Origin of the sequence: Mesorhizobium sp. M00.F.Ca.ET.216.01.1.1 (genome assembly GCF_004010325.2) — a bacterium.
Lineage (GTDB): Bacteria > Pseudomonadota > Alphaproteobacteria > Rhizobiales > Rhizobiaceae > Mesorhizobium.
In genome coordinates this window covers 200,524-212,326 of the sequence record NZ_SADR02000001.1, presented here as the reverse complement: position 1 = coordinate 212,326, position 11,803 = coordinate 200,524, and the positions used below count along the sequence as shown (strand labels likewise).

Genomic DNA, 11,803 nt, shown 5'->3' with positions numbered 1-11,803 from the left:
AAACGATGCCGCTCATCTTCGACATCGCCGTCACCCACATTGCTGGCCGTGGCCGCCAGACGCTCGTCGCCGTGATCGGCGTTGCGGTCGGTGTCGGCTTCTCCATCGCCATGGCGGCGCTTATGCAGGGCGGGCAGGACGATTTCGTCAGGCAGCTCGTCGATACGATGCCGCATGTCGACATCACTGACGAGCAGCGCACCGCCCGCCACCAGCCGGCTGAGAATGCCTTCGAGACCGTCGCGATCTCCGGGCTCAGGCCGCGCGATGATCGCCGCGGCATCATCAACCCGACTGCCGCGACCTCCTGGCTCGAGGGCTGGATTCCCGGCCGGTTCGCGGCAAGCCTCAAGACGCAAGGGGTGGTACGCTACTCCAGCCGCGAAGTGAGCGCTGCGATCATCGGGGTCGATCCGCAGCACGAGCCGGGCGTTTCGCCTGTTGTCGGAAACTTCGTCAAGGGCAGCTTTTCGGCGCTTGCCGCCGGCGGCAACAACGTGCTCATCGGCGACACAATGGCGAACCGGCTTGGTGCCGGGTTCGGCGACACCATAACGGCGGTCTCCTCGCAAGGGTTGACGCGCAACTTCAAGATCGCCGGCCTGTTCCACACCGGGACCACCGCGCGCGACGAAGGCGAAGCCTATGTGCTTTTGAAGAACGCGCAAATCCTCTCCGCGCGGCCGAATGCCATCAATGAGATCCGCATCAAGCTCGACGATCCGAACCGCGCTCCCGCGGTGGCGCACCGCGCCGAGGCCGAGCTCGGCTACAAGGCCGTGGCGTGGCAAGAGGCGAATGAATCGATCCTCGAAGCGCTCGTGGTGCGCAACGTCATCATGTACACCGTCGTCGGCGCGATCATGCTGGTCGCCGGCTTCGGCATCTACAACATCGTCTCCACCATCACCCACGAGAAGGCGCGCGACATCGCAATCATGAAGTCGCTTGGCTTCCCGGAGGCCGACATGCGCCAGCTGTTCCTGCTGGAAGGCGTGGCGATCGGCGCCGCCGGCTCCGCGCTCGGCTGGCTGCTCGGCTTCTCCATGGTCTATGCGCTGTCGCTGGTGCGATTCGAGATCGCCGCCACCGGCCAGGAGATGACCCGGTTGCCGATCGCCTGGAGCCTGATCCACTACATCGTCGCCTCGGCTTTTGCCCTCGGCTCGGCGGCGGTGGCCGGCTACCTGCCGGCGCGCCGTGCAGCGCGCCTCAATCCCGTCGACATCATCAGAGGCGCGACATGAGCGTGCTCATCGAGACCGAGAAACTGACGCGCGTGTTGCCCGAAACGGTTCCAGTCACGCTGGTCAAGGACATCACGCTGACGATCGACGAGAAGGAATTCGTCGCCGTCACCGGTCCCTCCGGCTCCGGCAAGTCCTCGCTGCTCTATCTGCTCGGGCTGCTCGACCGGCCGACCAGTGGCACGTTGAGAATAGGTGGCCGCGACGCCGCGCCGATGAATGAAAGGGAGCGGGCGCAGACCAGGCTTTCGACGCTGGGCTTTGTGTTCCAGTTTCATTTTCTGCTGCCGGAGTTCACGGCGCGCGAAAATGTCGAAATACCGATGCGCAAGCTTGGCCGGCTGGCGCGGCCTGAAATGCGCGAGCGTGCCGGTGAGCTGCTTTCATCGCTCGGGCTCGGCGAACATCTCGACAAGCGGCCCGACCAGCTCTCGGGCGGCCAGCGTCAGCGCGTCGCCGTGGCACGTTCGCTCGCCAACGACCCGCCGCTTATCCTAGCCGACGAGCCGACGGGAAATCTCGACAGCAAGAGTTCCGAACAGGTCTTCACAATCCTGAAGAGCCTGGTGCACGAGCGCGGCAAGACGGTCGTTGCGGTTACGCATGACCTCGACATGGCGGCGCGCATGGACCGCCGCATTCATATCGTCGACGGGAAGATCGAGTGACAACAGCGTAGTGTTCCACCTCGAAGCGGACTTTCCCGCCGGCGATCGTCGGCACTGCGAAAGTCCACGCCAGCGCATTCGCGCGTCGAGAATCCGTCCGCTGACAATACCACCTGTGCTGAGGTTCAGTACGAACTACCGGTCAAGGCGAGCTGGGATGTCCGTCCGTGTGATGGCGGCGAGGCCGTGAAATTCGCGATCGTTCGGCAATTCTGCTTCTTGCAGATACGCATTCGACGGAGACATTCTCGTGAAACCCTACTACGCGAGCGCTATTGAGGGCATAGCGTTGGTTTCCCGCTAATCAACGCTAACAGGCGGCAAAACACGAACGCGAAACGGGGCGTCCACTGCAACTTCTCATTTGGATGGTTGGTGAACGTTAAGTGACATTATTGGAAACTTGATTTGCCGCTTTCTCGGCGAGCCGTGCATCAATCAACGACGAATCCAAAGCCGCTATTTCGCGAAACATCGCTGAGATACTTTCCGGGGGACTTCCCAAGCGCTTTCTTGAACATGGTAATGAAGGCCGTGACGGATTCATAACCGAGATCGGCCGAAACCTGCTGGACGCTTGCACCTGTGGCCAGCTCTCGTATGGCGACGATCAGGTGCAGTTGCTGGCGCCAGCGGCCAAAGGTCAGCCCTGTCTCCTTCACCACGAGGCGTGCGAGACTGCTTTCGCTGAGCGCGACGCGATTGGACCATTGCGCGAGGGTGCTCCGGTCGGCAGGGTCTTTAGCCAATGCATCGGCGATCCGCCTCAAGCGCGGCTCGGACGACATCGGCAGATGAAGCTGCTGGACGGGCATGCGCAGCACTTCGACCAGCAGCAACCTCGTCAACAGGTCACCCCTTCCGTCGTGATCCTCTACGCGATCGGATAGCTCGACGATCAATTCGCGCAGCAATGGTGAGATCAAGAGCGTGCAGCACCGGTTCGGAAGTTCGGCGGCTCCCGGCTCGATGTAGACGAAGAACATTTGGGCATTAGCGGTCGCGATATTGCTGTGCTTCATGCCGCCCGGGATCCACACTGCGCAATGTGGCGGTACCATCCACAGACCGCTCGAAACTCGACAAATGACGCCACCCGCCAGCGCGAAGACGAGCTGCCCCTTGCGGTGATGATGATCGGGCGCCTCCACTTTGGTATCGGGGACGTCGATGCGGACGGCAACTACCGGCGCCAGCACGTCGTCCACATCGAAATTGAACCATGGGTAGCGGAGAGGCTGTCGCATGATTGACTGTTTTCAGTGATCAGACGACATAATATCTGAATTCTTCGATCAGCAAAAGGCTTAGACTTCTTGTATGCACCCACTCGCAGCAAGGAGACCGTCCTTTGCTTGCCCTGGCAATCTCTTCAGACAGCACGACCAGGTTGAAGATCATCGAGGTCGGCGAGCCCCATCCGGCCCCAAACGAGGCCCTGATAGCGGTTCGCGCAACCTCGTTGAACCGAGGCGAACTGCGGCTGGTTGCTATCCGGCCGAATGGTTGGATTCCGGGGCAGGACGTCGCCGGCGTGGTCGAGCAGGCGGCAGCTAATGGGTCCGGTCCAGCCGTCGGCGCTCGGGTTGTAGGTTTGGTCGACGAGGCCGGATGGGCAGAGCGTGTGGCGATTCCAACCGATCATCTCGCCATTCTTCCGGACGACGTCAGTTTCGTTGCCGCCGCCACGCTCCCGGTCGCAGGTACGACCGCGTTGCGGACGCTTCGCCACGGCGGCGACCTGGCCGACCAGCGGATCTTGATCGCGGGCGCAAGCGGCGCGGTCGGTCGCTTCCAAATTCAGATAGCCCGCCAGCAAGGAGCATCAGTGACTGCTGTCGCGGCTGACCGGTACGTCAGCGATCTGCGTGATCTTGGAGCCGATGAGGTCGTCGCGTCGATCGAGCTGGCCGAAGGGCCATTCTCGCTGATCACCGAATCGGTCGGCGGCGAAAGCCTCGCACATGCGATCGAGCGCATTGCGCCCGGTGGAACCATCGTCATGTTCGGCACAAGCAGCGGCGAGCTGACGCCCGTTGGGTTCCGTCAATTCGTCCCGGGCCATGAAGGAGCTCGGCTTCAAAGCTTCGCGTACTACACCTCCGGTCCGGATGTCGGCGCTGACATCGGGTTCACTGCTCGCGTTGCTCGCTGGCGGTCGGCTAGAAGCTCGTGTTGCCCTGACTGTTTCGTGGCGGGACGTTGCTCAAGCCCTGAATGCACTTCGGCAGCGCAGCATCAGCGGCAAGGCTGTTCTCACGGTGACAGAATGAGCACGAAGACGTTGTGAAGGCCGCTTCCACGTCTCGCCTAATCCTGATTTGCGCTGTATATGCGGCGGTTCCGTTAGCGCCTCTTCGCCACCATATGGTTGGCAGAAGCGGAAGGCGCCGGGGCTCGGGCTCTGCGAAGGTACGAAACAGGAAGATGGAACCGAACGGCGGATATAGCGGCTTTGCCGGAAAGCGCGGCCTCTACGACGGGCGCGTTCTTGCCATTGCACCGATGATGGACTGGACGGACCGGCATTGCCGGTTCTTCCATCGCCAGCTGACCCGCCGGGCGCTGCTCTACACTGAGATGGTGGTGGCCGACGCGGTCATCCAGGGCGCGCGCGAGCGCTTGCTCGGCTTCGATGATGCGGAGCATCCGGTCGCACTGCAGCTCGGCGGCTCCGATCCGCAAAAACTTGCAGAGGCAGCGCGCATCGGCGAGGCCTTCGGCTACGACGAGATCAACCTCAATGTCGGCTGCCCGTCGGACCGCGTCCAATCGGGTACGTTCGGCGCCTGCTTGATGAAGGCGCCGGTTCTCGTCGCCGACTGCGTTGCCGCGATGAAGGCCTCGGTGAAAATTCCCGTCACCGTCAAATGCCGCATTGGTGTCGACGAACAGGATCCGGAACCTGCGCTCGACGCGCTGGCAGACGGTGTTTTCGCGGCCGGCGCCGACGCGCTCTGGGTGCACGCCCGCAAGGCGTGGCTTGAAGGGCTGAGCCCGAAGGAAAACCGGGACGTCCCACCGCTCGACCATAGCAGGGTCTATCGGCTTAAAGCCAGAAAACCAAATGAATTCATTGGCATCAACGGCGGCATTCAATCTCTCAAAGAAGCACTCCTGCACCTCGAATATGTCGACGGCGCCATGCTCGGCCGCGTTGCCTACCACACGCCGGGCATCCTGGCTGGTGTCGACGCTGCATTCTTTGGCGACGAACCCGGCGCGTTCGATTTTGCCGCGCTGATCGATACGATGGCGGATTACGCGGCACACCATATCGAGAGCGGCGGGCGGCTCGGTCATGTTACCCGCCACATGGTCGGCCTGTTCCACGGCCTGCCCGGCGCTCGCCGCTACCGGCAGATCCTGTCGACCGACGCCGCAAGGCCCGGCGCCGGACCGGATGTGCTGAAGGCGGCTTTCGCGGCAGTCGATTTAGGTGGGACTGCCGCCGAAGCGGCGTGACAAAACTCTAGTCCCGCAAGACCATCCGATCGCCGCGCACGTCGAAGCCCGATAGCGAGCCGATGAAATTCATGCCGAGCAGGCTCTGGCCGAGCGTGCCCGGTGCCGCGATCATGATGGGCATGTCCTTGCGCACGATACCGCCGATCGCCACCTGGTTGGTTTTCACGGCAGCGGCTCGCGTCATGCCGTTGGCGGTCGAGACCGGTATGGTGAAGTTGAGTGCGGCTGAATTGAACCCGGCCGCCAGCGCGTCCTCCGCGGTCAATACGGTGCTTGTCGCGCCGGTATCGACCACGGTCCGGACAGGCGCGCCGTTGACCGTGATCCGCGCTTCGAAATGGCCATTGTCGGCCTTGTCCAGGGTGACGGTGGCATGGCCGTCTTCCACGCCCAGTGCCAGCGGGCTGCCGGGAACAAGGCCCGCCGTCACCCGGCTGGCAAAATCCTGCAACTCGTAGCGGTATTGGTAACCGGCGATCAGTGCCAGCACGATGGCGACCCAGAGGCCGAGATTGCGGGCCATGGCGCCCAACGGTCTACCTGACCGGAGCAAGCCGGCGCCGATGAGCATGGCGAACGCACCAAGCCAGACTAGCCGGCTGAAATCGTAGTTCTCGACGCCGAATGTGCTGCCGGCGGAATCGTTGAGCATGAGCAGCAGCAACCCGGCGCCGATCACCACCATTGTTAGCCAGAACAGCCGGTTCATTGGCGTTGCCGATTCATGAGAGCGCGTCGCGTTCGCGGGCCATGCGGCTGCGTCGCGTTTCCCGGCGCGGCCGCCGCTCGACCGTTTCCAGCCGGGCCGGCAGTTCGGCCATGACGCCGCGGCGGACTTCCGGGGTCATATCGATCCAGGCGGCGATTTCGTCGCGCGTGCGGCCGCAACCGAAGCAGAAGCCGGTTTTCATGTCGATCGAACAGACCAGGATGCACGGGGACTCGATGGCCATCATGTTGTTCTCTTGGGTCTCCTTAGGATTCCCTTGTCCTGCCACCACATGGTGCAACGGCAAAGCCAATGCAAGCCCTCCGGAATCCGCCAGCCAGTGTGGCGAAACCGAAGTTCGTATCATTTGGGAGCGCATCAATGCCGGTAGTTGTGCCGACCGGACAAGGCGGCTATGCCGCCCATCAATTCCCGGAGCAATCGGAAACGATATGACCAGCGCACTGCCCTTCGACGATTTTCGCCACCTTCTGGCGAACCTGCCGCCAGCCGACACAGTCGCCGGGGCCCGCGTTCGCACGCTGTTTGACAAGGCCGACAAGCCAAGAAGGTCGCTTGGCCGTATCGAGGACATCGCCGCCTGGCTCGCCGCCTGGAGCGGGCGTGCACCGCCCTTGGTGAACCGGCCGTTGGTGGCGATCTTTGCTGGCAACCACGGCGTCTCCCGCCACGGCATTTCGCCATGGCCAGTGGCGGCGACAGCCAACGCGGTCGAGCTTTGCGCGGCAGGCGGTGCCGCGATCAACCAGGTCTGCATCGCCAACGATCTCGGACTGAAAGTCTTCGATCTCGCTTTGCACATCCCAACTGGCGACATCACCGAGGATGCGGCGCTGGACGAGCGCGGCTGTGCCGCCACCATGGCCTTCGGCATGGAAGCCATCGCCGGCGGTACCGACCTGCTTTGCCTGGGCGATCTCGGCGTCGGCAATTCCACCGTTGCGGCCGCCCTGTGCGCGGCGCTGCTCGGCGGCAGCGGTGCCGATTGGGTCGGACCGGGATCGGGCGCCGATGCGGCGATGCTGGCGCGCAAGACCGAAGTGGTCGACGCAGCACTTGCCTTGCACGGCACCAACCTCAAAGATCCTTTTGAGGCGTTGCGCCGGGTCGGCGGTCGCGAATTCGCGGCGATCGCCGGCGCCATCCTCGCCGCCCGCATGCAGAAGGTCCCGGTGTTGCTCGATGGGTTTGTGGCGACCGCCGCCGGCGCGGTGCTGCATGCCGCCAACCCCACCGCGCTCGACCATTGCCTCCTTGCCGGCCTCTCGCCGGAACCTGGGCATGCCCGCGCGATCGAACAACTCGGCCTTCACCCGCTGCTCGATCTGGGCGTAAGCCATGGCGAGGGCGTAGGGGCGGCTCTTGCCGCCGGCCTTGTCAAGGCAGCGGCAATCACCAGTTCAGGCATGGCCGCTGCAGTCAAAGCCTAGAACCATCGCCAGTCAGCGCCGACGCGCGACAACCGCTTTGGTCGGCAGTGCCGGCAACTCCTCCATCACCCGGCTCAGCGGGAAGATGGCGATCGCTTCGGTACCTTCGCGCAGCTTGGAGTGGAGTTCGAATTCGCCGCCATGCATGGCAAGCAGGCCTTGCACGATCGGCAGGCCAAGCCCGGTGCCCTGTTCGGCGCTCTTGATGGCGATCGAGCCCTGGCCGAAGGCGGAGAGCACCACCGGGATCTCCTCTTCCGGTATGCCTGGCCCATTATCCCGGACCGAGATGTATTGCCCGCCACCGGCCGTCCAGCCGACGCGCACGCGGATTTCGCCGCCGGACGCGGTGAATTTGATGGCGTTGGACAGGAGGTTGAGCGTGATCTGCCGCACCGCGCGTTCGTCGGCGAACAGGCGCGGCAGCGTGGTTTCGAAATCCTGGACGACGCGGATGTCCTTGTTGCGCGCCTTCAGCTCCATCATGTGGCAGCAATCCTCGACGACGGTGAGCAGCATCACCGGCTCCTCGTTGAGCTGGTAGCGGCCAGCCTCGATGCGCGAAAGGTCGAGAATCTCGTTGATCAGGTCGAGCAGATGCTGGCCGGATTCGTGCACGTCATGGGCGTAGTCACGATAGGTAGGGTTGCTCATCGGCCCGAGCACCTCGTTGGCCATCACCTCGGAAAAACCGAGAATGGCGTTGAGGGGCGTCCGCAGTTCGTGGCTCATCGATGCCAGGAAACGCGACTTTGCAAGATTGGCATCTTCGGCGCGCCGCCGCGCTTCGTCCGACATGGATTTCGCCGTCTCCACCTCGGCGATCAGCGCATCCTTTTCGGAGCGGAACGACAGAAGCATGAGCGACGACCGGTTGAGATGACGCGCGACATAGGCGAAGAAAGGCAAGGCGGCGACCAGCAACCCGACCATGATCGTCTCGACCGGCATCCACAATCTTGCTCCGGCATAGGCATAGACCGCCACCGGGATGGCGAAGGTGGCCAGCAGGGCGCCGCCCAGCGACGACGCCATGATGGCGGTCGCCCCCATCGCAACTAGCAGCACCATTGCCTTGATCACCGGGAACTGATCGACCTGGCAGGCAGGACAGCCGAGCCAGGCAAACCAGGCCCAGCCGAGGCCGCACAACGAGTGGCCGATCAGGAAATCACGTCGCGTTTGCAACGGGTTGAGTTCGGAAGCTTCAGTGCGTTCGACGCGCCTCGCCATGAATGCAACGATGGTATAGCAAATGAGCGTGAACAGCGCCCAGACGCCAATCTCCTTGCCCATGCCGGCAAACAGCCCTGTCGCCGCGATCGCCAGCACGAGAAGCGGGACGGCGGTTGCGCCGCCCACCATAGCGCGAGCGTGCAGCTTCAGCAGTTCGCGGTCGAAGTCGAGATTGCCGACCTGCTGTGAAAGACGGTCGCGCGTCTTGCGCACCGCGCGCGCCACATCGCTGTTGCGGTGTGGTTTCCTGCGGTCCACAATAAATTTGTCCGCTGTGTTCGAGCGTAGCAAAGGCATGGAAACTTCAATTTATGCGCGCAACGATTTCAATCGTTAAGCTACGTTCGAATGATTAAGAGACTGTTTGCCATATGAGCCGTTCCTGGTCGCGAAGACCGCGCCGGCGATACATGCCGCCGCGTCCGCGAAGCCTGTGGCGCAGGCTGGTGGATTACGCATTGACGGTCATCGTCCTTGGACTGCTGATCCTTCTGGCGGCGCGCCTTGACCGGTTCGAGACGCGCAAGACGGAAGGCGCGGCAATCGTCAACGATGGCGATTCGATCACGCTCGGCACCGAACGCATTCGTATGCGCGGCATCGACGCCCCGGAATATGCGCAGACCTGCCGCAAGGACGGCGCCGATTACCCTTGCGGCAGGCTCGCGCGACAGTCGCTGGTGCGGCTGATCGCCGGCAAGCCAGTCATCTGTACAGGTTGGCAGCGTGTGCAGGTTGGCAGCGCGACCGCTATGGCCGGCTGCTCGGCGACTGCAAGGCCGGCGGCAAGGATCTCAACCAGGCTCAGGTCGAGGCCGGCTGGGCGGTCGCCTATGGCGATTTCGAGACCGAGGAGGCGGCTGCGCGCGCCGGCAAGATCGGTGTCTGGGCCGGTACGTTCGACGAGCCGCAGGACTGGCGCGACAGCCACGGCCACGAGTTGGTCGAGAAAAAGCACGGCACCCTGGCCTCGATCGGCGATGTCTTGCGAGAAATTTTTCGCTTCTGGTGAAGAGCACTATAGTTTGTTGGAGCAAACCAGGAGGGATGGAATGAAGCTGTTCGACGGCGGCCGCGCGCCCAATCCGCGACGGGTTCGCGTCTTCCTCGCTGAGAAGGGGATCGAGGTTCCGCTGGTGCCCGTCGACATGGGTGCGCTGGAGCACAAGCAGCAGCCGGTCAGTTCGCGCAACCCGCTGCAACGCTTGCCGGTGCTCGAGCTCGACGACGGCACCATCATCACCGAATCCGTCGCCATCTGCCGCTATTTCGAGGAAATGCATCCCGAGCCCGCTCTGTTTGGCAAGGGTGCGCTTGGCAAGGCGAAGGTCGAGATGTGGCAAAGGCGTATGGAGTTCAACCTGTTCGGCTGCGTTGCCGCTGCGTTCCGCCACATCCATCCAGCGATGAAGGAATGGGAAATCCCGCAAATCCTCGAATGGGGCGAGGCCAACAAGCCGAAAGCGGTCGAATTCCTGAAGCTCCTCGACGGGGAACTGGCGCAAAGGGAGTTCGCTGCCGGCGACGCCTACTCGATCGCCGATATCACCGGCCTGGTCGCCATCGATTTCATGAAGCCGGCTCGCATCAGGGTACCGGAAGAGTGCACCAACGTGCTGCGTTGGCACAAGGCAATCTCCAGCCGGCCGAGCGCCGCCGCCTGAGAACAGTTCTCGAGAATGAGCCCTGGAGAATGAACGAACAGTTAGAAAGCTTCACAGCGAGGGTCCGCGGCTGTCGCATCTGCGTCGAGAACCCGATCGACCGGCCGCTGCCGCACGAGCCGAGGCCGGTGCTCAGGCCGTCGTCGAGCGCTCGCATCCTGATCGCCAGCCAGGCGCCGGGCACCAAGGTCCACATGACTGGCATGCCGTTCACCGATGCCTCCGGTGATCGGCTGCGAAGCTGGCTGGGTGTCAGCAGCGAGGAATTCTACGACACGACAAAATTCGCCATCGTGCCGATGGGCTTCTGCTTTCCCGGCCAGAATGCCAAAGGCAGCGACCTGCCGCCGCGCCGCGAATGTGCGCCGGCATGGCGTGCGCAGTTGATGGCACTGATGCCGCAGATCGATCTCGTGCTGACGATCGGCGGCTACGCGCAGTCCTGGCATATGGGTGCCGTACGGCGGCCCTCGCTGACGCAGACAGTGATGGATTGGCGCGCCATATGGGACGCGCCGGCCAGCCCGAAAGTGCTGCCGCTGCCACATCCATCATGGCGCAACACCGGCTGGCTGAAGCGGAATCCATGGTTCGAAATTGATTTGCTGCCCTTTCTGAGGTCGGAAATCCGCTATCGCATCGGCTGAGCTTTCAGCAAGAAATCACCCGCTTTCGCGCCATCTGGCAGAATTTCTTTCTTGTGGAAGGCCAAGATAAGAGGGAGTATAGCCAATCTATTCCCTAATGCGCGTCGCGTTGAGGGGAATCACGTGACGCGCATTAACTCTTGTTCTTATGCATGTCGTTGTCTCAAAACCGCTTTGCGCGTTTTGGGCGACATGCACCAGGGGAGCATCCAATGGACCGCCTTGACAGAAAAATTCTCCGCCTCCTACAGGAGGACGCGACGCTTGCGGTCGCCGATGTCGCCAAAAAAGTCGGTCTGTCGACCACGCCATGCTGGCGGCGCATCCAGAAGCTCGAGGAAGAAGGCGTCATCAAGCGGCGCGTTGCCATCCTCGACCATGAAAAGGTCAATGTGCGCGTCACCGTCTTCGTCTCGATCCGCACCAATTCGCACAGCCACGAGTGGCTGCGGCGCTTTTCGGAGGTCATCCAGGAATTCCCGGAAGTGGTCGAGTTCTACCGCATGAGTGGCGACGTCGACTACCTCCTGCGCGTGGTCGTGCCCGACATCGCCGCCTACGACGCCTTCTACAAGCGGCTGATCGCCAAGATCGAGATCCGCGACGTGTCGTCTTCCTTCGCCATGGAGCAGATCAAATACACCACCGAAATACCGCTGGATTACATGGTGCTGGATAAGGAAACAGGCGCCAACGCCGCCTGAGACTTACTT

The 11,803-nt window shown here is 62.6% G+C and carries 13 protein-coding genes and 1 pseudogene; 9 read left to right on the top strand and 5 right to left on the bottom strand.

The window, feature by feature from the left end; genetic code table 11:
• Positions 1 to 5: 5 nt before the first annotated feature.
• Together EN859_RS01100 and EN859_RS01095 are read left to right on the top strand one after the other, a co-directional pair.
• Positions 6 to 1,247, top strand: a complete 1,242-nt coding sequence (locus EN859_RS01100) for an ABC transporter permease (protein WP_127851999.1) — start codon at positions 6 to 8, stop codon at positions 1,245 to 1,247.
• On the top strand, positions 1,244 to 1,915 hold the full coding sequence (locus EN859_RS01095) for an ABC transporter ATP-binding protein (protein WP_127851998.1): 672 nt from the start codon (positions 1,244 to 1,246) through the stop codon (positions 1,913 to 1,915). The genes EN859_RS01100 and EN859_RS01095 overlap by 4 nt, the downstream gene beginning before the upstream one ends.
• Positions 1,916 to 2,349: 434 nt before the next feature.
• Here EN859_RS01095 and EN859_RS01090 read toward each other — a convergent pair whose 3' ends face one another.
• Complete coding sequence (locus EN859_RS01090) at positions 2,350 to 3,162, bottom strand: helix-turn-helix transcriptional regulator (protein ID WP_127851997.1); 813 nt, start codon at positions 3,160 to 3,162, stop codon at positions 2,350 to 2,352.
• Positions 3,163 to 3,287: 125 nt separating this feature from the next.
• Complete coding sequence (locus tag EN859_RS39000; RefSeq protein WP_245525448.1) at positions 3,288 to 3,734, bottom strand: hypothetical protein; 447 nt, start codon at positions 3,732 to 3,734, stop codon at positions 3,288 to 3,290.
• A gap of 9 nt (positions 3,735 to 3,743) precedes the next feature.
• On the opposite strand from EN859_RS39000, the gene EN859_RS38995 reads away from it, so the two are divergent.
• Together EN859_RS38995 and dusA are read left to right on the top strand one after the other, a co-directional pair.
• Complete coding sequence (locus tag EN859_RS38995; RefSeq protein ID WP_245525446.1) at positions 3,744 to 4,205, top strand: hypothetical protein; 462 nt, start codon at positions 3,744 to 3,746, stop codon at positions 4,203 to 4,205.
• A 137-nt stretch (positions 4,206 to 4,342) separates the two neighbouring features.
• Complete coding sequence (gene dusA / locus EN859_RS01080; protein ID WP_127851996.1) at positions 4,343 to 5,380, top strand: tRNA dihydrouridine(20/20a) synthase DusA; 1,038 nt, start codon at positions 4,343 to 4,345, stop codon at positions 5,378 to 5,380.
• 7 nt (positions 5,381 to 5,387) lie between these two features.
• On the opposite strand, the gene EN859_RS01075 is transcribed toward dusA, so the two are convergent.
• Both EN859_RS01075 and EN859_RS01070 read right to left on the bottom strand, forming a co-directional pair.
• Positions 5,388 to 6,092, bottom strand: coding sequence for a TIGR02281 family clan AA aspartic protease (locus EN859_RS01075; protein ID WP_127851995.1), 705 nt, complete (start codon positions 6,090 to 6,092; stop codon positions 5,388 to 5,390).
• A gap of 13 nt (positions 6,093 to 6,105) precedes the next feature.
• Positions 6,106 to 6,339: a DUF1289 domain-containing protein gene (locus EN859_RS01070; RefSeq protein WP_127851994.1), complete on the bottom strand. Its 234-nt coding sequence runs from the start codon at positions 6,337 to 6,339 to the stop codon at positions 6,106 to 6,108.
• Between the two features lie 205 nt (positions 6,340 to 6,544).
• Between EN859_RS01070 and EN859_RS01065 the strand changes: the two genes are divergently transcribed.
• Positions 6,545 to 7,543: a nicotinate-nucleotide--dimethylbenzimidazole phosphoribosyltransferase gene (locus EN859_RS01065; protein ID WP_127851993.1), complete on the top strand. Its 999-nt coding sequence runs from the start codon at positions 6,545 to 6,547 to the stop codon at positions 7,541 to 7,543.
• A gap of 12 nt (positions 7,544 to 7,555) precedes the next feature.
• On the opposite strand, the gene EN859_RS01060 is transcribed toward EN859_RS01065, so the two are convergent.
• Positions 7,556 to 9,076, bottom strand: coding sequence for a HAMP domain-containing sensor histidine kinase (locus EN859_RS01060; protein ID WP_127851992.1), 1,521 nt, complete (start codon positions 9,074 to 9,076; stop codon positions 7,556 to 7,558).
• Positions 9,077 to 9,150: 74 nt separating this feature from the next.
• Between EN859_RS01060 and EN859_RS40400 the strand changes: the two are divergent.
• The 4 genes and pseudogenes from EN859_RS40400 to EN859_RS01040 all read left to right on the top strand — a co-directional run bounded on the left by EN859_RS40400 (position 9,151) and on the right by EN859_RS01040 (position 11,794).
• Positions 9,151 to 9,791, top strand: a pseudogene (locus tag EN859_RS40400) (thermonuclease family protein).
• A gap of 40 nt (positions 9,792 to 9,831) precedes the next feature.
• Positions 9,832 to 10,443: a glutathione S-transferase gene (locus tag EN859_RS01050; protein WP_127851991.1), complete on the top strand. Its 612-nt coding sequence runs from the start codon at positions 9,832 to 9,834 to the stop codon at positions 10,441 to 10,443.
• A 29-nt stretch (positions 10,444 to 10,472) separates the two neighbouring features.
• On the top strand, positions 10,473 to 11,090 hold the full coding sequence (locus EN859_RS01045; RefSeq protein ID WP_127851990.1) for a uracil-DNA glycosylase family protein: 618 nt from the start codon (positions 10,473 to 10,475) through the stop codon (positions 11,088 to 11,090).
• A 212-nt stretch (positions 11,091 to 11,302) separates the two neighbouring features.
• Positions 11,303 to 11,794, top strand: coding sequence for an Lrp/AsnC family transcriptional regulator (locus EN859_RS01040; protein WP_127851989.1), 492 nt, complete (start codon positions 11,303 to 11,305; stop codon positions 11,792 to 11,794).
• Positions 11,795 to 11,803 lie beyond the last annotated feature (9 nt).